Consider the following 23,174-nt stretch of genomic DNA (forward strand, 5'->3'; position numbering starts at 1 on the left):
ACCCGGCCGCGGGGCGAGGGGTGCGGGGAGGTGCGGCGCCGTGCGGATCTGTGCTCTCTGTGAGCTCTCCCGGACAAGGGATCTCCCGTCTACGAGCGTCTACGAGCGCGCCGGGGATGACGCGACGGGGACACCGTGCCGAGGGAAGCTCGTTCCTGCAAGATGTACGGAGATTTCTTGCACAAACAATCAACTGATGGGGCGGTTCGGTGCCGTCTGTACCAATTCACCCCCGCCGCTTGCCAGTTGATCCCCCGGAACGTCGGTGAACCGCAGGCAAATTCCCGTACAACCCTTCCTCCTCATGCACTGTCAAACAGGGCGCCGGACAAGGAACGGGCCCTTTCCGGACACCCCCCGCGCTGCCCGGCCGTCCTTCTCATCAGGAGCCGCTCGTGCGCAAGAACCGTTCCGCCGCCCTGGCCGCGGCGTCATTCCTCCTTCTGTCCGGTGCGGCCATCGCGACCGCCCCCTCCGCCTACGCCGGCACTCCCGGAGGCACGCACGCCAACGACCGCAACAGCGATTTCAACGGCGACGGTTACGAGGACGTCCTCGTCGGCGCGCCCGGCGCGACCGTCAGCGGGAAGAAGGGCGCCGGCCTCGTCACCGTGCAGTACGGGTCGTCGAGAGGCATCGGGACCACCAACGTCGCCCGCTTCAGCCAGTCCACCTCCGGTGTGGCCGGCGCCGCCGAGACCGGTGACGCGTTCGGGAAGGCCGTGGCCACGGGCGACCTGGACGGGGACGGCTACGACGACGCGGTCGTCGGCATCCCCGGCGAGGACATCGGCACGACCGCGGACGCGGGCGGAGTGGCCGTCCTGTGGGGCTCCAAGGCCGGCCTCACCGGCGCCGCAAGCGACTGGCTGGAGACCCAGGAACCCACCGCCGGCGAGAAGTTCGGCACGGGCGTCACGGCGGCGCACTTCACGAACGACACGCCGGGCGACGTCCTCGCCGTACTCGACCGCGACGACCTGGAGCTCTTCGCCTACGACTCCGCGCCCCAGCCCGCGTCGAAGGCGCCGCTGGAGCGCCGCTCCACGAGCCGCCTGTCCAAACTCGCCGACGAGCGCGACATCGTGCCCATGTCGCTGACCACAGGCGACTACGACAACAACGGCTTCGCGGACCTCGTCGTCTCGGGCGTGACGGCGGGCTCCGAGCCGGGACACGGCTGGTCGTCGTACCTGTCCGGGCACGCCGACGGCCTCACCTACGAGCGCGATCTGCGCGGCGGACCCGTGGCGGCCTCGGGCGACATCAACCGCGACGGATACGACGACCTCGTGACCGGCGAGCCCAACTCCCCCGACGACGGCGGCGCTTCGATGACCGGCGGCACGGTGGGCGTGCGCCTCGGCGGGCCCGACGGGCCGTCGTCCGACGCGCAGTGGTGGACGCAGGACTCCGCGGGCGTGCCCGGCACCGCCGAGCGCGGCGACGGCTGGGGCACGGACCTGTCCGTCGCGGACACGAACGGGGACGGGTACGCCGACGTGGCGATCGGCGCGGCCGGCGAGGACATCGGCACGGTCGCCGACGCGGGCGCCGTGTGGGTGCTGCGCGGGACGTCGACGGGCCTGACCGCGACCGGAGCGCAGTCCTGGGACCAGAACTCGGCGAACGTGCCGGGCGCGCCCGAGAAGGGCGACAAGTGGGGCGGCCAGGTCCGCCTCACCGACCCGAACGGCGACGGCCGCTTCGGCCTGCTCACCGCGGCGCCGGGCGAGAACACGAACGACGGTGTCGTCTGGGTGTTCTCGGCGGGCTCCGGCGGCATCACGGCCTCCGGCTCATGGACCTACGGTGCGGGCTCCCTCGGAGCGCCGTCCGCGGACGCCATGTTCGGCGCGGCGATCGACGAGTAAGGCGGTCAACGCGTAGGACCAGCAAGGAAGGTCCAGGCCAGGCCGCCCGCCTCCCCACCCCTTCGGAGACGGGCGGCCTTCCGTACTTCCCGTACGTCCATGTGATGACTGGCCGACGCCGGCTAGCACTCAAGTCGTACGGCACAACACATACGTGGACGGATCCGCCGGGACCCTCGCCGCTCGTACGTTCTTGATCAGAACGCAGCGGCACGACGGGACCGGCGAAGGGACACGGCTACATGTACGGCAAGGCATTCGCCCCTGAGTATCAGGGCGAGTTGCGCACGGCCCTCGGGGTGAACACCTCCTACGAGGATGTGCGCGCGGCGGCGGGCCGGTCCCTCGACACGGCGGCCGGCCCCCTGGAACGGGCACGCGCCGCACTGGCGCTCGCCGAGGCGAACCGGCGGCTCGGCCGCGTCCGCGAGGCGGGCGACGCGTGGCGCGGCAGCTATCGCAGTGCGCGGACCGCCGGGCACACGGGGGCGATGGCCTGGGCGCTGTGGAGCGGCGGCACACTCGCCCGCCAGTGCGGCTCCTTGCGCCTGGCCCGGCGTCTGCTCGGACACGCCGTCACCCTGGCCGCCCACGGCGACGACCGGCTCGCCCACGGTTACGCGCTGGCGGGCCTGGCCGAGACGGGACGCATCCAGGGCGACTACGCGGCGGTCGCCGCCCTCCACGAGGAGCTGCTCGAACAGGGCCGCGCCCACGGCGAACCGCGGCACATGGTCTGGGCGATGTCCGGCATCGCGCAGATGCACCGCAACACCGGCGACCACGCCAAGGCCCTGGAGCTCTTCGAGGAGTCGGTCCGGGTGGCCACCGAGGCGGACGACGCGCGGGGCCGCGCGTGGTCGCTGCGCGGCGTGGCCGATGTGCTGTCCTTCCGGGGCGAAGCCGACCGGGCGTTGTCCCTGCTCTCGGAGGCCGAGAGCATCTGCCGCTCGATGGATCTGGCGAGCGCGCTCGCGTACAACCACAAGATGCGCGCCAACGTCCTTTACCGGGACGGGCGTTATGAGGCAGCCCGGGACGCCTACGCATCGACGCTCGCCGAGTTCCGCCGTCTGCACGAGCCGCGCGGTGTCGCGCTGTGCCGGCTGGGGCTGGTCAAGTCGCGCTCCCGGCTGGGCCGCGACCGGCGTGACACGCTCGCCGAACTCGATGTTCTCGAGGCCGACTTCACGCGGATCGGGCTCCGGCACGCGCGGGAGGCGGTGGTCGCGTTCCGCGCGGAGACGGCTCCAGGTGCCCTTCGGCCCGGGCACCGTGAAGCGGCCTGACCGCCTCGGTCACTCGTCGAGCGTGATGCGGATGCCCACGGTGCCGTCGAGGCCGCGGCGCAGGCGGCTGCCGAACAGCGTCACCTTGCCGAGCAGGCCGTACTTGCTCCCGATCAGCTTGCGATAGCGGGCCGTCACCTCGGGGGAGCAGATCTCCGCCGTGGCGGGCGACTGATCGCCGGTCGGGTTGCCGCGCGCGTCGCACGGCCCCACCAGGACGTCCGCGCGATTACGGATCCGCTTGACCTTCCACGAGTCGGCGGGGGTCCAGGCGCCCAGCGCGGACCCGTCCCTGACCACCCAGACGGGGGTGGCCACCGGACTCCCGTTCTTCCGGAAGCTGGTGACCAGCAAGTACTTCCCGGCGCCGAGCCGCGCAAGTCGCGTGGTGTCCATGTCTCGAGTCTACGGCTCCCCGGCGGGCGGCTGTCGGGACCCTGTCATGTCCGCCACTCCGGGTGTAGACGTTGCAACACATTGTGAAGAAGGTGAAAGCTTTCTCTGCATGCCGGTGATCCGCGCGTGCGAGCCCGGCCCGGCCCGCGACGATGATCACGCCGCGCGCCTCCTCATGGCATCCAGATCGGGGTGCGCAGGGCCAGGAGACTCCAGAAGCGCCGACGCCTTCGGCGCTTCTGGAGTCGCGCGGGCCGCACCGGCGCGGGGCCGGAGCGGGAGTCAGCGAAGCGCCGTCGCCAAGAAGGTGCTGAGCGACAGGGTGAGCCCCACCAGCGCCATCAGCAGCGTCCCGTACTCACGCCAGGCCCGGGGTCTGCGCTCCACCTCCGGCCGATACTCACCGGGGCGCAAACTGGCGGAATCGGCAGGGCTCTGCTGTCTGTACGACGGGGTCACATGGCATCAACTCCCCGCCGGACCAGGGCGATGCGGCCGAGATCAGCCACGCAGGACGACTCCGTGGCGGGTTCGCGTCCTCCGCAGCTCCCACAGCGAGACGGCCGTGACCGACAGCGGGCCGCCGGACAGGGCGCAGAGCTGCGCCGCCGTCGGGCCGTCCGGCATGGCTTCGTCGGCGTCACCTCACTCCAGGAGGTCCGCGACGAGTCCGGCGAACTCGTCCGGCGTGGCGAGGCGGATGCCCAGGTCCTCGGCCTTGGCCCGCTTGGAACCCGCGCCCTCACCGGCGACCACGAGCGAGGTGCGCTTGGAGACGCTGGAGGAGGACTTGCCGCCGGCCCGCTCGATGAGTTCGTTCATCTGGTTGCGGCTGAGCTTCTCGAGAGGGCCGGTCATGGCCCCCGTGACGACGACGGTCATGCCGTCCAGCGGTCCCGAGGCCGCCGCCGGCTCGCCCGCTGCGTCCGTCCCGGCCTCGTCCTCGGGGGGAGGCGGGGTGGCGCCGGGTTCGGTCATGTTCACCCCCGCCGCGGCCAACCGGTCGATGAGCGAGGCGAGTTCGGCCAGCTCGGAGACGATCACCGGGGCCTTCTCGGCGCCGATGCCCTCGACCCGCTGCATCGCCTCGGCGTCCGCGACGCGGATGTGGTCCATCGTGGCGAAGTACCGGGCGATTCGGCGGGACATGGACCGTCCGGTGCCCCGCACCCCGAGGGCGCACAGCACCCGGGACAGCGGCTGGGCCTTGGCGGCCTCGATCGCGGCGAGGAGGTTGTCCGTACTGGTCTCCCCCATCCGGTCGAGCGCCAGGAGCCCGTCACGGGTCAGCGCGAACAGATCGGCGAGATCGGCGACCAGGCCCGCGTCGACGAGCTGGACGACGCGGGTGGCGCCGAGGCCCTCGATGTCGAGCTGGTCGCGGCCCGCCGCGTAGGAGAGCGATGCCACCAGGTGACAGTTCCGCCCCCGCTCGCAGCGCCAGCGCTGCTCGCCCGTGTCGATGCCGGAGCCGCACTGCGGGCATACGTCGGGGAAGGCGATCGGCCGTTCGTCGCCGGTGCGCAGATGGGCGACGGGCGCTTCGATGCGGGGGATGATGTCACCCGCCTTGTAGACCATCACGTGGTCGCCGAGCCGCAGGTCGCGGCGGGTGATGTCGGCCGGATTGTGCAGCGTGGCGTACGTGACCGTGCTGCCGTCGATGTCGACGGGTTCGAGGACTGCGCGCGGCGCGATGATGCCCGTACGGCCGACGTTCCACTCGACGTCGAGGAGCCGGGTGATCTTCTCGACCGCCGGCAGCTTGAAGGCGATGGCCCAGCGCGGGGCGCGCGTGCCCGTTCCGACGGCCTCTTGGTCGGCGGCGAGGTCCGCCTTGACGACGATCCCGTCGATCCCGAACGGCAGCTCGGCGCGCAGTCCCGCGATGTGCTCGACCCGCGCGAGCACCTCCTCGACGGTGTCGACGGTGAGTCCCGAAACAGCAGTCGTGGCCGGTGTGTTGACGCCGAGCGCGGCCGTGCGGTCCATCAGTTCGCCGTGGGCCAGGGAGCGCAGCGCGTCCGTGTGCTCGGCCGACGTGTCCGGCAGGGGCAGCAGGCCGTACGCGAAGAACGTCATCGGCACCGTGTAGGCGCGCTCCTTGGCCCTGAGCGTGCCCGCCGCGGCGTTCCTCGGGTTGGCGAAGGGGGCGCCGCCGTGCTCCGTACGCACCTCGTTCGCGTGCTCGAACTGGTCGAGGGTCATGAGGACTTCGCCCCGCACCTCGACCGTGTGCGGCTCGGTGAGGCGGTCGGGCAGGCCCTCGATGGTGCCGATCGCGTGCGAGACGTCCTCCCCGGCCGTCCCGTCGCCCCGGGTGATCAGCCGCGTGAGGCGGCCCTCGTGGTAACGAGCTGCGATGGCCAGGCCGTCCAGCTTGGGCTGGACGTTCCACCGGGTCACGTCGTGGCCGATCCTGCGGGCCACCGACGCGGTCCAGGTGCTGAACTGCTCACCGTCGAAGACGTTGTCCAGGCTCAGCATCGGGACCGTGTGCGCCACGTCCCCCTCGACGGCGCCGCCGGCGACCTTCCCCGTCGGCGACTGCGGCAGCACCTCGTCGGGGTGGTCCGCCTCGTACGCGGCGACGGCCCGGACGAGCCGGTCGTACGCGTCGTCGTCGAGGGCGGACGTACCGCCCGTGTAGTAGGCGCCCGCCGCCAGGGACGCGTCCGTGACGGCCTGGGCATAGGCAGCGGCATCGGCCAGAGCGAACTCACCAGAAGTCGTTGTCATGCTGCCATCGTGCCTGGTGGCACTGACAATCGACCGGCGGCGACGGCGACGCCCGGACTCAAGCGCTCCGCTTCACACCCTCAACCGGTCCTGCGCCTGCACCCCGTCTGCGAGGCTCGCGACGCCGAACGCCTTGGCGAGGCCCTGGGCCGGCATGTCTCCGTAGATCGTCTCGTAGGAGCCCTCGGGTACGACGTACGTCTCGTGCCAGATCCCCACGTGCGTCGCGCCCTTGCGGGCGTACCGGTTGATCCGCGCCCACCACGGGCGATGGCGCTTGTCCGGGGCCGCGGCGTAGGCGAGCAGCTTCTCCTTCGACTCCCAGTACTGGACGACCACGTAGGTGCGCGGCGAACCCGTGAGGAGGATGTGGTGCAGGAGGCCGAGAGAGCGGTCGCGATTCAGCTCCTTGATCATCATGGGCATCGCGATGAACACCGGCAGCCACCGGTGGACCGCCCAGAAGTGGTTGACGCGCATGCCGATGAGGAAGACCACCACCTCCCCCTGGGCGCCCGCTGTCATCCGTCCGGCATGCGTCTTCGTGCCCATGTCGCCCCCGATTCGGCTGTGTTGGAGAGTTCTGGGTTTTGGAGAGTGCCACTACCCAGACACCCATGCTTGGATAGTGGCACTGCCCAAGGGAGGGTGCAAGAGATGCGACTCGCAAAACTCAGCGAGCTGAGCGGGGTCTCCATCCCCACCATCAAGTACTACCTGCGGGAGCAACTCCTGCCCCCTGGGCGGCGCATCACGGCCACACAGGCCGAGTACGACGCCTCCCATCTGCGCCGGCTGCGTCTCGTACGGGCGCTGATCCAGGTCGGCCGGGTGCCGGTGGCGACCGCTCGCGAGGTGCTCGCGGCGGTGGACGACGACTCGCTGGGCCGCACGATCCGCCTGGGCGCGGCCCTGTGGGCACTGCCGCAGCCGCCGGAGGCGCCCGAGGACGACCCGGCGACGGTCGAGGCGACCTCGGCCGTCGACCGGCTCCTCGAGGAACTCGGCTGGGACACCGCGCGCGAGATCGGCAGCCTCTCCCCCTCGTACCGCACCCTCATCACGACGGTCGCCACGCTCAACCGTCTCGGCTACACCTGCGGCACGCCCGAACTCGCCCCGTACGCACGGCACATGGAGCGCGTCGCCGAGCACGACATCGACCGGCTCGACACCTTCTCCGAGGAGGTGGAGAAGGTCGAGATCGCGGTCGCGGCGGCGATTCTGTACGAGCCGGTCCTGCTCACGCTGCGCAGGCTGGCCCAGGAGGAGCAGTCGGCGCGCCGGTTCGGGCTGTGACGGTTACGCGGACTGCGGGGCCACGACGAGTGTGACCCCGCGCACGTGCACGCGCCGCCTCACGCCGACGGGTCGAACCCCGTAGCCATCCGGGCGTACGCGTGCAGCATGGCGATCACCTCGGTACGTGTGCGGCGCCCCGCGAGCACCTCCATCTGGAAGCCGTCCTCCATCGCGACGAATCCGGCGGCCAGCTGACCCGCGGGCTCGGCGAGCGTGAAGTGCCCCTGCGCCTCGCCGAGCACCAACGTGGCGTAGTACACGGCAATTTGACGCTCGGTCAGCGTGGCGTCGAGAGCGGCCGCGCGGGGGTCACGCAGGCTGCGCGGCCAGTACTCGAAGAGCAGCCGGGGCAGCAGGTCGTCGGGCCCGTCGGCGACGCCGTGCTCGACGCAGGCCCGCAGCCGGTCCCGGGCGTCCGGGAACTTCTCGGCGCTCTCCTCGCGCTCACGGCTGAAGCGCTCGATCGCCCGCTGGAACGTCTCGTACATCAGCTCGTCGAGATCGTCGTAGTAGTAGAGCACCGCGGCCGACGTGACCCCCGCCTCCTCGGCGACATCGCGCAGCCGCAGACCTTCGAGACCCCGGCTGTGCAGTGCGCGCAGCGTGGCCTGGTGCAATTGCGCCCGCCGCGCCTCCTGGTCCTTGCGCCGTCCCACGACCGCCTCCGTCCGAACAGGGTCCAACCCGATTCACTGATGCCGGGGTAAAGATACCGAACCCGCCCTTGACAGGCCTCATGGCCCGTTCGTTAAATCTCCGTTTAGCAAACGTCGCCGCCGACCAGAAGGCCGCCGTGAACCCTGATCCCGCTCAGACACTCGCCCCCACCACCACATCCCCACCGCCCTCCAAAGGCCTGCGGAGCGGATCCGTCGGGCTGCTCGCCTCCGTGGCGCTCGGCCTCTCCTCGGTCGCCCCCGCCTACAGCATCGCCGTGACCCTCGGCTTCGTGACGGTGGCCGTCGGCCACCTCGCGCCCGCCGCGCTGCTCCTCGGATTCGTGCCGATCCTGCTGACGGCGTTCGCCTTCCGCGAGCTCAACAAGGAGATGCCGGACTGCGGGACCACCTTCGTGTGGACGACGCGCGCCTTCGGCCCGTCGTCCGGCTGGCTCCTGGGCGGCTGGGTCACCCAGTTCGCCACGGTCACGGCCATGGCAGCGCTCTCCCAGGTGGGCGCCGGCTACCTCCTCGGGCTCCTCGGCCTCGACTCACTGGCCTCCGACGAGACCGCGGTCGCCGTCACCGCGGCGCTGTTGATCGGGGCCATCACCGTCATCGCGTACCGCGGCCTCCAGCTCGCCGCGGTCGTCCAGTACGTCCTGCTCGGGCTTCAGCTCGTCGCCCTCTTCGCCTTCGGCGCCGCCGCTCTCGCCCGGCACGGCGCGCTCACGCCGTCGCTCGGCTGGTTCGACCCGTTCGGCTTCGACAGCTTCGGCGCGTTCGCCAAGGCGGTCCTGCTCTGCCTCTACATCTACTGGGGCTGGGACGCGCTGCTCACCGTCAACGAGGAGACCCGCGACAGCGAGCGCACCCCCGGCAAGGCCGCACTCATCTCGACGCTCATCCTCCTGGTCACGTACCTGTTCACGGCGGTCGCCGCGATCAGCTTCGCCGGGACGGGCACTTCGGGCCTGGGGCTCGGCAACGCCGGCAACGCGGCCGACGTCCTGTCCGCCCTCGGACCGCCCGTCCTCGGCACAGCGCTCGCGAAGGGCGTCCAGCTCGCCGTCTGTGTCTCCGCGATCGCCGCGCTGCTCACCTGCGTCGTCGGCAGCTCGCGGGCCACGCTCTCGATGAGCGTCCACGGCGCGCTGCCCCGGGCGTTCGCCCGCATCCACCCGCGCCACCGCACGCCGTCCTTCGGCACCGTCTTCATGGGCACGGCTGCCGCGGTTCTCCTCGCGGCCCTGACCTGGCTCTCGCCCGCCTTCCTAGGCGACGCGATCCTCTCCATCGGCCTGCTCATTGCGCTCTATTACGGCGTGACGGGCCTTGCCTGCGCCTGGCTGTTCCGTGGCCGGCTGCGCCGCTCCTGGCGGGACGCGCTCCTCAAGGGGGTGCTGCCGCTCGCGGGCGGGCTGATGATGCTCGCCGCGTTCGTCCGCAGTGCGGTCGACATGACCGACCCCTCGTACGGCTCCACCTCACTGTTCGGCGTCGGCGGCGTACTCCTGCTGGGCCTCGGCTCCGTCCTGCTCGGCCTGGTCGTGATGCTGGCGCTGCGCCACCGCTTCCGCCCCTTCTTCCGCGACGGCCGCACCGCCGTCACCCGACTGACTGTCACCGAGGACTGATCCATGCGCACGCTCAGCATCGCCGCCGTACAGACCGCTCCCGTTCCCTTCGATCCCGAGGCCACGTGGGCGCTGTACGCCGACCGGGTCCGCGCGACCCGCGCCATGCTTCCGCACGTCCAGCTCGTCGTGGTTCCCGAGCTGATGCTGTCCGCGGAGGCGCCGCTCTTCGACGCCCGCGAGGACTGGATGGGTAAGGCCGCCGTCACCGTCCCAGGACCGCTCACCGACCGGATCTGCGACCTCGCCCGCGAGACGGGCCTGTGGCTGATACCCGGAAGCGTCTACGAGCGGGTCGCCGACGGCACCGTCTACAACACCGCCCTCGCGGTCTCCCCGCAGGGCGAGATCGCCGCCCGCTACCGCAAGGTCTTCCCCTGGCAGCCCTACGAAACGACGGCGCCCGGCAGCGAGTTCGTCGTCTTCGACATCCCGGACATCGGCAGGATCGGCCTCGCGATCTGTTACGACGGCTCGTTCCCGGAGACCGCGCGCCAGCTCGCCTGGCTGGGCGCCGAAGTGATCGTCCAGCCCACTCTCACCACCACGAGGGACCGCGACATGGAGATCGTCTGCGCCCGCGCCAACGCCTGGACGAACCAGGTGTACGTGGTGAACGTCAACGCCGCGGACCCCGCCGCCGTGGGCAGCAGCGTCATCGTCGATCCCGAGGGCACCGTCCGCCAGCAGGCGGGCCCCGGCCAGGAACTCCTCGCGGACGTCCTCGACCTGGACGCCGTCACCCGGGTCCGCGAGTTCGGCTCCTCGGGCCTCAACCGGCCCTGGGCCCAGCTGGAGCGGTACGGCTCCCGCGTGCAACTGCCGATGTACGGCGGCTCGTTCCAGCCGCGACCTCATCGGGGCTGAACGCCCCGTCCCGGGCGCGCCCTTCGCCCATCCAGCCGCCCAGGCCGACGACGGCCGCTGGAACCACCGCCACCTTGATCCAGCGCCGCGTCGCTCCTGTCCCCGTCACCGCCGAAACCGTGCGGCCCCGTGGCCTCACACGTCCCGTCGGCCCCTGCCCGGCCCGCCTGTTCGCCCCGCGACCGGGCCGAGCCGCCCCTCTCCCGGTCAGGCCGTAATCGTGCGGACCGGGCTCCCCGCCCGGAACGCCTCGATGTCCTCGACCGCGCCTTCGAAGTAACCCTCGTAGTTGCGGCGGGTGACATAGCCGAGGTGCGGCAGGCCGAGGAAGTTCGGGGCGGTGCGCAAGGGGTGGTCGGGCGGAAGCGGTTCCGTCTCGAAGACGTCGGCGCCCGCGCCCGCGATCCGGCCGTCTTGCAGGGCGCGCACCATCGCCTCCTGGTCGACGATCGCGGCGCGCGAGGTGTTGACCAGGTAGGCCGTGGGGCGCATGCGCTTGAGTTCGTCCGCGCCGATCAGGCCGCGTGTGCGGTCACTGAGCACGAGGTGGACGGAGACGAAGTCGCTGCTCTCCAGGAGCTCCTCCTTGGAGGGCGCGAGGCTGACACCGGCCGCCGCGGCGCGCTCTTCGGTGAGGTTCTCGCTCCACGCGGCCACCTCCATGCCGAAGGCCTGGCCGACGCGGGCGACCTTGGTCCCGATCTTCCCGAGCCCCAGGAGGCCGAGACGGCGTCCGTACAGGTCGGCGCCGAGTGTGCTCTGCCAGGGGCCCATGTCACGCAGGGCGGTGCTCTCGCGCACCACGCTCCGGGCGAGGCCGAGGATGATCGCCCACGTCAGTTCGACGGGCGGCTCGGAGTTGCTGGCGGTGCCGCACACCGTGACGCCGTGCCGAGCGGCTGCGGCCAGGTCGATGGACGCGTTGCGCATCCCCGAGGTGATCAGGAGACGCAGCTGCGGGAGGCGGGCGAAGAGGGGGTCCGTGAAGGGTGTGCGCTCCCTCATCGCGACCACGATCTCGCAGTCGCCGACCGCCGCGACGACGGCGTCCTCGGTCGGCAGGTGGCGTTGCAGGGAGCGGACTTCGACGTCCGTCCCGACTCTGGTCCAGTCCGCCATGGACAAGGCCACGCCTTGGTAGTCGTCGAGCACGGCGCAGCGCAGTCTGGTCAACGCAACTCCCCTGAAAGATCCGGTACCGGAAACACTAATGGCTCCTCGCGGTGGCCGTGCGACGACCACGGGCTCAGCGCACCCGTACACCTGCCGAGTCGACGCACGGACCATGCGAGTGTGGACTCAGTGCTGGACCACCCCCGGCTCACCTCTGAGGGCAATCCCTGAACCTGATGATGGAATACCGCATGGCGTCACGCACGAACGTACTCATCCATGTCCTGGTCGCCACCCTGCTGTTCCCGCTCGCCGTGGGGTGCTCGTCCGGCGGCGTGAAGAGCGAAGGCCCGGACTGGAGCCCGCCGCCCCGGCACGCGGGTTTCGACTACCAGATCGGTGGTGCCTATCCACCCGCGAAGGGCGACGGTGTCGTGAGCCGCGACCGGGCGGCTCGGCCCGCCCCCGGCCTGTACAACATCTGCTACGTCAACGCCTTCCAGGCCCAGCCCGGCGAACGGGACGAATGGCCCGCCGACTTGCTGCTGCGCGACCGGAACGGACGGGTCGTGATCGACCAGGACTGGGACGAGCCGCTGCTGGACATCGGCACGCCGAACAAGCGTGAGCGGGTGGCCGCCCGCGTCGGCCCGTGGATCGAAGGGTGCGCCGACCACGGCTTCGACGCGGTCGAGCCGGACAACTACGACAGCTACACGCGCTCGGAGGGTCTGCTGAGCGCCCGCGACGCAAAGGCGTTCCTGTCGTTGCTGGTGAGGCGCGCACACCGGGCCGGGCTCGCCGTAGGCCAGAAGAACACGGCCGAACTGGCCCCGGATGGCCACCAGGTGGGAGTCGATTTCGCCGTCGCCGAGGAATGCGGCGCCTACGACGAATGCGGTGTGTACGCCAAGGCCTTCGACGACCGGGTCGTGGTGATCGAGTACACCGACACCGGCCTGCGCAAGGCCTGTAGCGCATTCGGACAGCGGTTGGACATCGTGCGCAGGGACCACGACGTGACGATTCCCGGCAGCAACGGCTATGTGCGGCACACCTGTTGAGGGGTGTGCGGGTACGCGTCGGGCAGGACCCGCATGACGGGGAGCACGGTGTCACGCAGGGCCACCGCCGCGGCGTGCGTGCCGCGCTGCGGCCCGAGGTCGAGTGAGCGCAGGGACCAGCCGGAAGGGTGGACGGCTCCGTGGCGTGGACGGTCACCCACGTAGTCCGCGTCCAGTGCACGCCCCAGGCCGACGCCGACACCCTTGAGGTACGCCTCCTTGCGGGTCCACACCCGGCAGAAGGCCGCGGCGCGCGACCCGGCAGGGAGCGAGGCGAGATCGGCGCGTTCCGCCGGGTGCAGCTCCTTCAGCAGGTCGTCCACGGCCCCGGGGCCCGGCACCCGCTCGGCATCCACGCCGACCGGGCTTCCCGCCACGCACATCAGGACGAGCCCCTCGCAGTGCGAGAGGGAGAAGTGCAGCGGGGGGCGGGGGCCGGGCAGCACCGGGCGCCCGTGCGGGCCGCCGCACTGCGGACACGGCTCGCGGGTGAACCGGACACTCCCCGGCGAGGTCCCCAGACACGCACCGAGGAGCCGACGCAGGGAGATGTGTGCGGCCAGGTACAGGTCGCGGTCCGAGCTCCGTACGAAGGCGGCAGCCCGGGCGCGCTCGTCGGCGTCGAGAGCGGAGTCGTCCAGCAGGGGGTACGGCTCTCCACGGTCCGGGGTCCTGAGCAGCCACAGGGACGGGCGACCGTCCCAGGGACCCGGAGTCACCGGGACGGCGGGGTCGGGGGCGAGGTCCGGCTCGGAGACAAGGTCCGGCTCACGCGCGACGTCCGGTTCCGGGGTCACGCGGAGACCGCCCTCATCACGCCGCCCGCCGGCCCCGGCAGCCCGCCCGGCTCACTCCGCGGCACCCGCGCCCGTACGGCATTCCGGGTGGCCCCAGCCCTTCGGGTTCTTGGCGATGGGCTCACCGGCCGCGTAGGACCGGCCGCAGACGCAGCGGCCCGGGAACTTGGCGTTGAGCGTGCGCGACGAGGCCGTCTTCGAGCGGGCCGTGCCCGCCTTGGGCTTCCTCTTCGAGGGGCCGGGGACCGTGTCGGGTGACGGCGGGGGCTCCGGGGACCCGTAGTCGGTGCCCGCAGGTTCCTGGACGACGGCGGCCTGGCTCGCGGCCCGGTCGGCGAAGTCGTTCAGCCGGTCGCCGTCCACCTGGTGCGCGGGAACGTACCGGAACTCGACGGCGCGCCCTTCGAGCAGCGCGTCGATACGGGCGACGAGCTCCTGGTTGGCGACCGGCTTGCCCGCCGAGGTCTTCCAGCCGTTGCGCTTCCAGCCGGGCAGCCACGTCGTCACCGCCTTCATCGCGTACTGGGAGTCCATCCGGACCTCGAGCCGCTCGCCCGGGTCCGTGGCGGCGAGGAGGCGCTCCAGCGCGGTGAGCTCCGCGACGTTGTTCGTCGCCGTGCCCAGCGCGCCCGCCTCCCAGCGAACCGGGGTCTCCCCGCCGTCGGCGATGACCCAGGCCCAGCCGGCGGGCCCTGGATTTCCTTTCGACGCCCCGTCACACGCGGCGATTACGCGATCTGCCATGACACCGATCATGCCAGTGCCGGCGAGCGGCGGACGCCGCACCCCGTCGCCCGGCCCCGGCACGCACAAGGCCGCGCCCGCACCGGCGGTCAGGCCGGCGCCACCAGCCGCTCGGCAGCCGAGCGCGCGGAGGCGAGCACCGCGGACCGCTCCGCACCCCGCTGGCCGGTCACGATGCGCGTGCTCAACCCGTCGAGCAGGGCGAGGAGTTGGGAGGCGCGCTCGGCGGTGTCGAGGGGGGCGAACCGCCCCTGCTTGACCCCCCGGTCCAGAAGGGTCTCGAGGTCCTCCTGCCAGCCCCGGTCCAGCTCGTCCTGGGCCTGGCGCAGGGCCTCGTCGGTGGAGGTGCGGGCCCAGAGCTCGATCCACAGCGTCCAGCGCGGGTCGCGCGGGCCGCGCGGCAGGTACAGCTCGACGAACTGGTCGAGCTTGCGCTCGGCGGTGACGCGCCGGGACAGCAGCGCCCTGCGTTCGTCGGCGAGGCCGCTCTCGCTCCAGCGCAGGGCTTCGAGGAGGAGACGGTCCTTGCTGCCGAAGTAGTACAGGATGTGGCCGCCGCTGGTGCCGAGGCGCTTGCCGAGCGCCGACATCGTGAGCGAGGCCAGGCCGTCCTCGGCGATGGCCGTCATCGCCTCCTCGAGCATGCGTTCCTGGGCGACCTGCCCGTCGCGCCGTCGCGCAGTAGCCGCCACCGCCGCGCCTCCCTCTCCGTGGTCCCGACACCCATGACCCTATCCGGCGATTTCGCGAGGGGTCTTGACGTACGGGACGACGAGGCGCATCTTGAATGCCGTTCAAGTAGTTTGAATGATATTCAAGAACAACGTTCAAGGGCGGCGGGATGACACAGCAGCACACCGAGGAGGCGGGTCCCGCGGATGCCGGACCCGCGCAGGCCGGACCCGCGGTCGCCTTCACCGGTGACGAGGTCTTCCAGGTCGAGACCCACGGGATCGACCCCATCCCCGACGAGGAGCGGCACGGCGGCGCGAAGGACGTCTTCTGGCTCTGGTTCGGCTCGAACCTCACCTTCACGTACGTCATCAACGGCGCGCTCGCCGCGTCCTTCGGGCTCTCGTTCTGGCAGGCGACCGCGGCCGTCGTCATCGGAGGCCTGGCGTTCTTCGCGATCAGCGCCGCCGGACTGAGCGGGATCCGCACCGGCACCGCGACCCTGGTGATCTCCCGCGCGCCCTTCGGCGTCCGCGGGAACTGGCCCGCCGGCCTGCTCAACTGGATCGTCTCGATCGGCTACACGATCGTGAACACCGTGGTCGGCGTGCTCGCCCTCGAAGCGTTCTGCGCGGACCTCGGCTGGCACGGCTCTACCGCCCGCGCCTTCGCGCTGGCCGTCACGATGGTGCTCACCTTCGCCGTCGCCCTGTGGGGCCACGCCACCGTGCAGTTCGCCGAGCGCTGGATGGCGTACATCCTCGCCGTGGGCTTCGCCGCACTCCTCGTCTTCCTGATCCCCGGCGCCGACACCGGCGCGTCGACCGGCGGCGTCCCCGGCGCCTCGGGCTGGAGCCTCGCGTTCGTCGTGATGCTGGCGGGACCGTTCTCGTACGTCCCGATGCCCGCCGACTACACCCGCTACCTGCCGCGCACCACCTCGCTGCGGTCGATCACCTGGAGCGGCGCGCTCGGCGGACTCATCTCCTCGGTGGCTCTCGGTGTCGCGGGCGTCGCCGCCGCCACGCAGGCCGACATGTCGGACGCGGTGGCCGGTACCGAGGGGCTGCTGCCGGGCTGGTTCCAGCCGCTCTTCCTGGCCCTGGTGCTCGGCGGGTCGGTCACCAACTCGATCATCACGCTGTACTCGTCGAGCCTGAACCTCCAGGTCCTCGGCATCCCGTGGAGCCGGTCCAAGGCGATCCTCATCAGTGCGGGCGTCACCGTGGTCGGCTCGCTCTACGCCCTGTTCCTCACGGACTTCACCGACTCGCTGCTGTCGTTCCTGTCCCTGCTGATCATCGTGTTCGCGCCGTGGGGCGGCGTGTTCCTCGCCGACATGGTGATGCGCCGCTGCCGGTACGACGCCCCGGCCCTGCACGCCGGCCGCGACGGCGCCTACTGGTACCGGGGCGGCTACCACCCGGCCGGGGTCGCCGCGCTGCTCGCCGGCATCGTCTTCGCCTCGCTGACCTGCGAATCCGAGCTCTGGACCGGCCCGCTGGTCGCCCCGCTCGGCGGCGCCGACCTGACGCTGCTCGGCTCGGTCGTCTCCGCCCTCGTGTACTGGGCGCTCGCCCGGCGGTCCGTCGCCCCCGCCGCGTAGACCTTCTCCCGAACCACCGGTACCACCACAGGAGTTGCCCCTCATGTCCCACTCCCCCGCCCCCGCCGACCTCGTCCTGCGCGACGCACGCGTCCACACCGTCGACCCCGCGCTGCCCGAGGCGCAGGCGCTCGCCGTGCGCGACGGAAAGATCGTCTGGCTCGGGGCCGACGCGGACGCCGAGGCCTGGACGGGGCCCGGCACCGAGGTCATCGACGCCGGCGGGAAACTGGTCCTGCCCGGCTTCATCGACGCGCACAACCACGTACGGCTCGGCTCCGACGACGCCTGCGTCCAGCTGGCCGGCGCGGACACGCTCGACGAGATCCACGACCGGATCCGCACGTGGCGGGCGGCGCACCCCGGCGCCGCCTGGATCGAGGCGGAGGCGTTCGACTACTCCGCGATACCCGGCGGCCGGATGCCCACCGCCGCCGACCTCGACCCGGTGACCGGCGACACCCCCGCGTTCGTCCTCAGCTACGACGTGCACACCGCCTGGCTGAACACGGCCGCGCTGCGCCGCCTCGGCATCGACAAGAACCGTACGAGCCTGCCGTTCGGCGAGGCCGCGACCGACCCCGAGACCGGTGAACCCACCGGATTCGTCAAGGACTTCGCGGTGAAGGGCCTGTCCCGCGAGGGGCACCGCGCGCTCAAGGAGCTCGGCGTGCCGTGGGCCTCGGCCGACCGCCAGTACGGGCGCCTCGCCAAGTCCCTCGACGACGCGATCCGCTTCGGCATCACGACCGTCATCGAACCGCAGAACTCCATCGACGACCTCGCCCTGTTCGAGCGCGCCCGCTCCGAAGGCCGGCTCCGCTCGCGGATCGTGGCCGCGCTCTTCCACCCGCGCGGCACCACCGACGCCGACCTCGACGACTTCGCCGCCGCCGCGGCCCGCCACGCGGACGACCGGCTGCGCGTCGGACCGTTGAAGCTCTACATCGACGACGTCGTCGAGCCGCGCACCGCCGCGCTCCTGGAGCCGTACACGGGGTGCGGCCACCACCGCGGCGAGACCTTCTACCCGCCGGAGGAGTTCGCGGACCTCCTCGCCAAGCTCGACGCGCGCGGCTTCCAGTGCTTCGTCCACGCGACCGGTGACCGCGGCATCCGCACGGTCCTCGACTCCGTCGAGCACGCCCGTACGGTCAACGGTGAGCGGGACGCCCGCCATCAGGTCGTGCACGTCGAGTGCCTCGACCCGGCCGACACCGCGCGCTTCGCGGCGCTGGGCGTGGTCGCCTGCATGCAGCCCAGGCACTGCGCCCCCGAGGTCGCCGGGCCGGGCAAGGACTGGGCGGAGAACGTCGGCACGGACCGCTGGCACAAGGCCTGGCCGATGCGCAGCCTCCACGAGTCGGGCGCGGTCCTTGCCTTCTCCAGCGACTGGAACGTGGCCGAGATGGACCCCATGGTCGGCATCTACACCGCTGTCACGCGACGCCCGCTGGACGGCGGCGAGCCCTGGATGCCGGGCGAGACGGTGGACGTGGAGACCGCGGTGTACGGGTACACGATGGGTTCCGCGCACGCCAACTTCCTTGAGAACGAACGGGGTTCGCTGAGCGTGGGCAAGGCAGCGGACTTCGTGGTCCTGTCCCGCGACATCCTGAGCGCCGCACCCGAGGACATCCCCGGCACCGTGGCCGAAACGGTCGTCGTGGGCGGCAGGATCGAGCACAGCGCCTGAGAACCCGCGAACAAAACGGTCAATTGGGAGCGATAAAGTAGCGCGTCAGCCTTCGTCCGCCCGAGCCGCCTCAGGAGAACCGCGTGACCTCAGCGACCGCCCCGACAGAATCCACCGCAGCAGACGTCGCGCCCGAAGGGTCCGTCCCGGCGCAGGCCGGGCCCGCCGAGGCCGAGGCGAACATCTGGGTGCCGGGCGGGGAGAGCGTGCCGGGCGGTGAGAGCGCGCCGGACGAGGAGACGCCGGACGACGCCGCGCCGGTCTCGGACCTGGTCGCCGAGGACGCGCGGGCCTTCGGCGTCTACGCCCGGACCGGCGGCTGGGCGTTCGCCCTCATGGTGGCGCGCAGCGTGCGACCCGGCGGGCAGGCCGCGGGCGAGACGCCCAAGATCTCGGCCCGCCGGTTCAGCGAGCTGGCGGGCTGCTCGGCGGAGCGTGTCATGCGCTACTACAAGGCCTGGGACAAGGCGGCCGACGACGGTCTCGTGCCGCACTTCGAGGCGCTCGCCCCGGGCCAGGACATCGAACTCCCGGACTCCGACGCCTGGTTGACGTACTACGCGTCGCGCTCCATCGCCGTGTCCCCGCGCGGCCACGCGATCTCGGCGGCCGCCGAGGCCGAGGGCATCCGCCCGACCAAGGCCTTGGAGGTCGCCGAGAACCCGACCGCGCTGCGCGCCGCGATCCTCGCCGACCCCGGCACCGCCGAGGCGGCCAGGAAGGCCCTCATGGACCGTCTGGAAGAGGACCCCGCCCTGCGCACGGAGCTGGTCAGGGACATCGTGCGCACCGACGACCTGAAGAAGGCCGTGGCCGCCGAGGCGAAGGCCGGCGACCGGGTCGAGTACGTGCGTCAGATCGCGGAGAACGGCCAGGTCAAGACAGCGGCGGGACAGAAGATCGAGGCACCGCGCGAGCTGCGCGAGGAGGCCGAGCGCCACCTCTCCCTGATCGACGAGCTGGACGACGACGAAGAGGCCGGCGAGTGGGCGCGTGAGGCGTACGACAGCGTCCGCGAGCTCGTCACCAAGACCGTCGAGAGCGACCCCGACCTCCGGGTGAAGGAGCGCAGGGCGAAGTTCTACAACAGCCTGCAGAAGGCGACGAAGGTATTCGAGGAGCTCACCCTCGACGACGCCGAGGACGACGTCTACGAGGACGACATGCTCAAGCGCCTGGAGGACCTCCAGCAGGCCATCGCCTCGTGCATCTCGGCAATCCAGGCAAAGGTCCAGTAGAAAACAGCCCGACCGGAGCCCCACAGGCGATCGGCAGCGTACGAGACATGGCCAAGGACAGCGAAGTCCCACCAGGGGTCAGCCGCGTACGAGACGGGAGGGGACGCGGGGGCATGTGCGCGCGCAGCCACCAGCACCACGTACAGGCAATCAGCTCGCCGACATGCACCCGTAGAACAGTGAGCACGTACATGCCACCGCGGCCCCGCACCCGAAAACGCACCTGCCGATCCCGCACCGAGCCCGCGCCAGGGAGCGCGCATCAGCAGAACGAGCACCCCGAGCCCGCGCCGGGGAGCACACCTCAGCAGAACGACCACCCCGAGCCCGCACCGGAAAGAAACGCATTGCCGCCGCGCGCCCGCATGAACTAGGGTCTCGCCCCGTGACTGCCGGGTCGGCCTTGGGCCATCAACGAGTAGGGCACCCGGCCTCCGAGTGAGGCCGGGGCGGGCGCGAGGCCCGCCGTCTTCTTTTGCTTCCGCGATCCAGATTTCGTAAGTCCCGGAGACGAAAGAAGAGAATGCCCAACGATTTCAATCAGCACGTCATCGAAGAGTTCCGAGCTCATCGCGGCCGGCTCTCAGGCCCCTTCGAAGGTGGCCGGATCCTCCTCCTCACCACCACGGGAGCCCGTTCGGGCGCCGCACACACCACGCCGGTCGGCTACCTCCCCGACGGCGGCGAGCGCGTCCTCGTGATCGCCTCGGCGGGCGGCGCGCCCGGCAACCCGGACTGGTTCCACAATCTGCTGGCCACCCCGCGCGTCTCGGTCGAGGACGGCGTGTTCACCTACGAGGCGGAGGCCGAGGTCCTGACGGGAGCCGAGCGCGACGCCGCGTTCGCCCGGGCGGTCGAGCGCGATGCCGGCTGGGCGGAGTACCAGGCGAAGACCTCCCGCGTGATCCCCGTGGTCGCCCTGCGGGCCGTCGGGAGCGGCCCGCCGAAGGTGACGGGCGCGACGTCATGGGGCGACGGCCTCAAGGCCGTCCACGACGGGATCCGGCGTGAACTGGGCCTGATCCGCAAGGAGATGGCCGAGTCGGGCCCGGGAATCGGTCTGGGAGCCCAGCTCCGGGTCAACTGCCTCACCCTCTGCAAGGGACTGCACAATCATCACGCCGGAGAGGACGCCGCCCTGTTCCCGTTCATCGGCTCGCGCCACCCCGAGCTCGGCGCGGCCCTGGAGCTGATGCGCGAGGAGCACGAGCGGATCGCCGCGCTCCTCGCCCGTCTGCAGGAGACGGTCTCCAGCGACGCCGCCGACCCCGGCCTGGTGCTCCCCGAGGTGGAACGGCTCACGGACGAACTGGAGAGGCACCTGCTGCACGAGGAGGAAGAACTCATCCCGCTGCTGGACGCGGCGACGTAAGGCCGCCTCGCGGAAACCAGTCCCGGCCGCGCCCCACACCGGTCACGCACCGCTCACACACCGGTCACGCAGCCTCGGTGACCTTGGCCGCGAAGGCGTCCAGGTTGCCCATGGCGCGGGTGATCCGCTCATCGAGCGAGAGCGACTCCTCGTAGCGCCCGGCCCGCAGCTTGGGCTGCCGCTTGCCGCGCAGATAGAGCGAGCAGGCGAGGTCCGCGCAGAGATAGATGCCGACGGTGTTGCCCTCCCGCCCGCGCGCCCCGGCCAGGGGCGCCGCGAGGAGGGCGACGCCGGAGGAGGCGTGTCCGGTCAGGCACACCTGGCACATGCTGGACTTCACGGCGCTGGTCCGGCCCACCGAGGGAACCCGCAGGGTGATGCCGAGGGGCCCGTCGGGGCCGGGTCGCACCAGGTGGGCCAGCAGGGGAGCTCCCGGGTCGACCCAGCCGAGGAAGTCGAGGTCCTCCCAGGGGAGCTCGGCGAAGTCGAGGGGGAGCTTCATCCGGGCGGCCTCACCCTTCGTGCAGTTCACGAAGGACGCCCGGATCTGTTTCTCGTTCAGTGGTTCCACGTGCGGCGACGATACCCACCGCCGCGCGCACAAGCATCCGCATTTTCCCGCGGGCGCGGCCGGCACGGGTTCGGTCGACGGGGCGCGAACAAGCCGCGCCGCACCCGAGGACACCCCATCGGCTCCGGCCGTGCGGCACATGCCCCGTCTGCCCCGCCGGCCCGGCGGCACGCCCCGACCAGACAGAACACACCCCTGGCAGAATCGGAACAACAGGGTTCGGCCAGATGTCCCTGCCGGGCGGACTGGCCGATCTTCGAGTGGCCGACTGGATGCCCAAGGCATCTAATAAAGATCACCGAGGAAGACTCACCGCCTGCGAGGTCACCATGACCGTGACACCCCCCACGCCGGACACCGTCGCCTTCCCCCAGGACCGCACGTGTCCCTACCACCCGCCGGCCTCCTACGATCCGCTGCGCTCGGCGCGGCCCCTCTCCCGTGTCTCGCTCTTCGACGGGCGGACCGTGTGGGTGGTCACCGGCCAGTCGACCGCGCGCGACCTGCTCGTCGACCCGCGCCTGTCCACCGACCGGGAGAACCGCGCCTTCCCGATGCCCACGGAGCGGCTCGCCCTGTCCGGCAAACGCCGGGTCGCCCTCCTCGGAGTCGACGACCCCGAACACAACACCCAGCGCCGCCTGCTGATCCCGAGCTTCACCCTCAAGCGGATCACGGCGCTGCGGCCCCGCATCCAGGAGACGGTCGACCGGCTCCTCGACGCGATGGTCGAGCAGGGCCCGACGGCCGACCTGGTGAGCGCGTTCGCGCTGCCCGTGCCGTCCATGGTGATCTGCTCGCTGCTCGGCGTGCCCTACGCCGATCACGACTTCTTCGAGGAGCAGTCACGGCGGCTGCTGCGCGGGCCGAACGTGTCGGACATAGAGGCCGCGCGCGAGCAACTCGACACATACTTGGGCTCGTTGATCGACCGCAAGAGGCGCGAGCCGGGCGAAGGACTGCTCGACGAGCTCATCCACCGCGGGCCGGACGAGAAGGAGATCGACCGCGAGGAGCTGATCAGCCTCGCCACGATCCTGCTGATCGCGGGGCACGAGACGACGGCGAACATGATCTCGCTCGGCACGTTCACCCTGCTCCGGCATCCGGAACTCCTGGAGGAGCTGCGCTCCGCCGACTCACTGCTGCCGGCCGCGGTCGAGGAACTGCTGCGCTTCCTGTCCATCGCCGACGGCATCCTGCGCGTCGCCACTGAGGACATCGAGGTCGCCGGTGAGACCATCCGGGCGGACGACGGAGTCATCTTCTCCACGTCGCTCATCAACCGCGACGACGACAGCTTCACGGCCCCCGACTCCCTCGACTGGCACCGCCCCACGCGCCACCACCTCGCGTTCGGCTACGGAGTCCACCAGTGCCTGGGGCAGAACCTGGCCAGGGCCGAGATGGAGATCGCGCTGGGGTCGCTGTTCTCGAGGCTGCCCGGACTGCGCCTCGCGGCGCCCGCCGAGGAGATCCCGTTCAAGCCGGGAGACACGATCCAGGGCATGCTCGAACTCCCGGTCACGTGGTGACCG

21 protein-coding genes are annotated in these 23,174 nt (G+C 71.3%); 11 read left to right on the forward strand and 10 right to left on the reverse strand.

Annotated features, from left to right (window positions below):
* Positions 1–395: 395 nt before the first annotated feature.
* Both ACWIGU_RS15585 and ACWIGU_RS15590 read left to right on the forward strand, forming a co-directional pair.
* A complete protein-coding gene (locus ACWIGU_RS15585) occupies positions 396–1,874 on the forward strand; it encodes an esterase (RefSeq protein ID WP_454401112.1) in 1,479 nt (492 codons plus the stop codon).
* Between the two features lie 242 nt (positions 1,875–2,116).
* Positions 2,117–3,163: a tetratricopeptide repeat protein gene (locus ACWIGU_RS15590; protein ID WP_454401114.1), complete on the forward strand. Its 1,047-nt coding sequence runs from the start codon at positions 2,117–2,119 to the stop codon at positions 3,161–3,163.
* A 9-nt stretch (positions 3,164–3,172) separates the two neighbouring features.
* On the opposite strand, the gene ACWIGU_RS15595 is transcribed toward ACWIGU_RS15590, so the two are convergent.
* The 4 genes from ACWIGU_RS15595 to ACWIGU_RS15610 form a co-directional block, all read right to left on the reverse strand.
* The gene (locus ACWIGU_RS15595) at positions 3,173–3,559 is read right to left on the reverse strand and encodes a PPOX class F420-dependent oxidoreductase (protein WP_454401116.1); all 387 of its coding nucleotides are present in this window, start codon (positions 3,557–3,559) and stop codon (positions 3,173–3,175) included.
* A 501-nt stretch (positions 3,560–4,060) separates the two neighbouring features.
* The gene (locus ACWIGU_RS15600; protein ID WP_454401118.1) at positions 4,061–4,186 is read right to left on the reverse strand and encodes a hypothetical protein; all 126 of its coding nucleotides are present in this window, start codon (positions 4,184–4,186) and stop codon (positions 4,061–4,063) included.
* A gap of 18 nt (positions 4,187–4,204) precedes the next feature.
* A complete protein-coding gene (ligA, locus tag ACWIGU_RS15605; protein ID WP_454401120.1) occupies positions 4,205–6,298 on the reverse strand; it encodes an NAD-dependent DNA ligase LigA in 2,094 nt (697 codons plus the stop codon).
* A 72-nt stretch (positions 6,299–6,370) separates the two neighbouring features.
* Positions 6,371–6,850, reverse strand: coding sequence for a DUF4188 domain-containing protein (locus tag ACWIGU_RS15610; RefSeq protein WP_454401122.1), 480 nt, complete (start codon positions 6,848–6,850; stop codon positions 6,371–6,373).
* A 105-nt stretch (positions 6,851–6,955) separates the two neighbouring features.
* Here ACWIGU_RS15610 and ACWIGU_RS15615 point away from each other — a divergent pair, with 105 nt between their 5' ends.
* The gene (locus tag ACWIGU_RS15615; protein ID WP_454401124.1) at positions 6,956–7,597 is read left to right on the forward strand and encodes a MerR family transcriptional regulator; all 642 of its coding nucleotides are present in this window, start codon (positions 6,956–6,958) and stop codon (positions 7,595–7,597) included.
* A 59-nt stretch (positions 7,598–7,656) separates the two neighbouring features.
* Here ACWIGU_RS15615 and ACWIGU_RS15620 read toward each other — a convergent pair whose 3' ends face one another.
* Positions 7,657–8,256 (reverse strand): TetR/AcrR family transcriptional regulator, encoded by a 600-nt coding sequence (locus tag ACWIGU_RS15620; protein WP_454401126.1) that lies wholly within the window; start codon positions 8,254–8,256, stop codon positions 7,657–7,659.
* Between the two features lie 137 nt (positions 8,257–8,393).
* Here ACWIGU_RS15620 and ACWIGU_RS15625 point away from each other — a divergent pair, with 137 nt between their 5' ends.
* Together ACWIGU_RS15625 and ACWIGU_RS15630 are read left to right on the forward strand one after the other, a co-directional pair.
* Positions 8,394–9,896: an APC family permease gene (locus ACWIGU_RS15625; protein WP_454401127.1), complete on the forward strand. Its 1,503-nt coding sequence runs from the start codon at positions 8,394–8,396 to the stop codon at positions 9,894–9,896.
* A gap of 3 nt (positions 9,897–9,899) precedes the next feature.
* Positions 9,900–10,763, forward strand: a complete 864-nt coding sequence (locus ACWIGU_RS15630; RefSeq protein WP_454401129.1) for a carbon-nitrogen hydrolase family protein — start codon at positions 9,900–9,902, stop codon at positions 10,761–10,763.
* Between the two features lie 207 nt (positions 10,764–10,970).
* Here ACWIGU_RS15630 and ACWIGU_RS15635 read toward each other — a convergent pair whose 3' ends face one another.
* On the reverse strand, positions 10,971–11,882 hold the full coding sequence (locus ACWIGU_RS15635; protein ID WP_454401597.1) for a D-2-hydroxyacid dehydrogenase family protein: 912 nt from the start codon (positions 11,880–11,882) through the stop codon (positions 10,971–10,973).
* A gap of 245 nt (positions 11,883–12,127) precedes the next feature.
* On the opposite strand from ACWIGU_RS15635, the gene ACWIGU_RS15640 reads away from it, so the two are divergent.
* On the forward strand, positions 12,128–12,940 hold the full coding sequence (locus ACWIGU_RS15640) for an endo alpha-1,4 polygalactosaminidase (protein WP_454401131.1): 813 nt from the start codon (positions 12,128–12,130) through the stop codon (positions 12,938–12,940).
* On the opposite strand, the gene ACWIGU_RS15645 is transcribed toward ACWIGU_RS15640, so the two are convergent.
* From ACWIGU_RS15645 to ACWIGU_RS15655, 3 genes are all read right to left on the reverse strand, one after another.
* Positions 12,919–13,737 (reverse strand): 4'-phosphopantetheinyl transferase family protein, encoded by an 819-nt coding sequence (locus ACWIGU_RS15645; RefSeq protein ID WP_454401133.1) that lies wholly within the window; start codon positions 13,735–13,737, stop codon positions 12,919–12,921. The genes ACWIGU_RS15640 and ACWIGU_RS15645 overlap by 22 nt on opposite strands.
* Positions 13,738–13,788: 51 nt before the next feature.
* Positions 13,789–14,493, reverse strand: coding sequence for a ribonuclease H family protein (locus tag ACWIGU_RS15650; RefSeq protein WP_454401135.1), 705 nt, complete (start codon positions 14,491–14,493; stop codon positions 13,789–13,791).
* 77 nt (positions 14,494–14,570) lie between these two features.
* Complete coding sequence (locus ACWIGU_RS15655; RefSeq protein WP_454401137.1) at positions 14,571–15,173, reverse strand: TetR/AcrR family transcriptional regulator; 603 nt, start codon at positions 15,171–15,173, stop codon at positions 14,571–14,573.
* 149 nt (positions 15,174–15,322) lie between these two features.
* Between ACWIGU_RS15655 and ACWIGU_RS15660 the strand changes: the two genes are divergently transcribed.
* The 4 genes from ACWIGU_RS15660 (at position 15,323) to ACWIGU_RS15675 (ending at position 21,065) form a co-directional block, all read left to right on the forward strand.
* On the forward strand, positions 15,323–16,759 hold the full coding sequence (locus ACWIGU_RS15660; protein WP_454401139.1) for a purine-cytosine permease family protein: 1,437 nt from the start codon (positions 15,323–15,325) through the stop codon (positions 16,757–16,759).
* A gap of 43 nt (positions 16,760–16,802) precedes the next feature.
* Positions 16,803–18,455, forward strand: coding sequence for an amidohydrolase (locus tag ACWIGU_RS15665; RefSeq protein WP_454401140.1), 1,653 nt, complete (start codon positions 16,803–16,805; stop codon positions 18,453–18,455).
* A gap of 206 nt (positions 18,456–18,661) precedes the next feature.
* Positions 18,662–19,693: a hypothetical protein gene (locus tag ACWIGU_RS15670; protein WP_454401599.1), complete on the forward strand. Its 1,032-nt coding sequence runs from the start codon at positions 18,662–18,664 to the stop codon at positions 19,691–19,693.
* Between the two features lie 523 nt (positions 19,694–20,216).
* Positions 20,217–21,065 (forward strand): nitroreductase/quinone reductase family protein, encoded by an 849-nt coding sequence (locus tag ACWIGU_RS15675; protein WP_454401142.1) that lies wholly within the window; start codon positions 20,217–20,219, stop codon positions 21,063–21,065.
* Positions 21,066–21,129: 64 nt separating this feature from the next.
* Here the strand turns inward: ACWIGU_RS15675 and ACWIGU_RS15680 are convergent, their stop codons facing one another.
* Positions 21,130–21,636, reverse strand: a complete 507-nt coding sequence (locus ACWIGU_RS15680) for an FBP domain-containing protein (protein WP_454401144.1) — start codon at positions 21,634–21,636, stop codon at positions 21,130–21,132.
* Positions 21,637–21,965: 329 nt separating this feature from the next.
* Between ACWIGU_RS15680 and ACWIGU_RS15685 the strand changes: the two genes are divergently transcribed.
* Positions 21,966–23,171, forward strand: a complete 1,206-nt coding sequence (locus ACWIGU_RS15685) for a cytochrome P450 (RefSeq protein ID WP_454401146.1) — start codon at positions 21,966–21,968, stop codon at positions 23,169–23,171.
* The last annotated feature ends 3 nt before the right edge of the window (positions 23,172–23,174 follow it).

The organism is Streptomyces sp. NPDC055400, assembly GCF_053644375.1.

Bases quoted from the DNA above. Each gene is read 5' to 3' on its own strand.
- ACWIGU_RS15595 (WP_454401116.1), bottom strand. From the start codon at position 3,559: ATGGACACCACGCGACTTGCGCGGCTCGGCGCCGGGAAGTACTTGCTG.
- ACWIGU_RS15610 (WP_454401122.1), bottom strand. From the start codon at position 6,850: ATGGGCACGAAGACGCATGCCGGACGGATGACAGCGGGCGCCCAGGGG.
- ligA (WP_454401120.1), bottom strand. From the start codon at position 6,298: ATGACAACGACTTCTGGTGAGTTCGCTCTGGCCGATGCCGCTGCCTAT.
- ACWIGU_RS15590 (WP_454401114.1), top strand. From the start codon at position 2,117: ATGTACGGCAAGGCATTCGCCCCTGAGTATCAGGGCGAGTTGCGCACG.
- ACWIGU_RS15660 (WP_454401139.1), top strand. From the start codon at position 15,323: ATGACACAGCAGCACACCGAGGAGGCGGGTCCCGCGGATGCCGGACCC.
- ACWIGU_RS15630 (WP_454401129.1), top strand. From the start codon at position 9,900: ATGCGCACGCTCAGCATCGCCGCCGTACAGACCGCTCCCGTTCCCTTC.
- ACWIGU_RS15650 (WP_454401135.1), bottom strand. From the start codon at position 14,493: ATGATCGGTGTCATGGCAGATCGCGTAATCGCCGCGTGTGACGGGGCG.
- ACWIGU_RS15685 (WP_454401146.1), top strand. From the start codon at position 21,966: ATGACCGTGACACCCCCCACGCCGGACACCGTCGCCTTCCCCCAGGAC.
- ACWIGU_RS15635 (WP_454401597.1), bottom strand. From the start codon at position 11,882: ATGGCGGACTGGACCAGAGTCGGGACGGACGTCGAAGTCCGCTCCCTG.
- ACWIGU_RS15640 (WP_454401131.1), top strand. From the start codon at position 12,128: ATGGCGTCACGCACGAACGTACTCATCCATGTCCTGGTCGCCACCCTG.
- ACWIGU_RS15675 (WP_454401142.1), top strand. From the start codon at position 20,217: ATGCCCAACGATTTCAATCAGCACGTCATCGAAGAGTTCCGAGCTCAT.
- ACWIGU_RS15615 (WP_454401124.1), top strand. From the start codon at position 6,956: ATGCGACTCGCAAAACTCAGCGAGCTGAGCGGGGTCTCCATCCCCACC.
- ACWIGU_RS15665 (WP_454401140.1), top strand. From the start codon at position 16,803: ATGTCCCACTCCCCCGCCCCCGCCGACCTCGTCCTGCGCGACGCACGC.
- ACWIGU_RS15600 (WP_454401118.1), bottom strand. From the start codon at position 4,186: ATGCCGGACGGCCCGACGGCGGCGCAGCTCTGCGCCCTGTCCGGCGGC.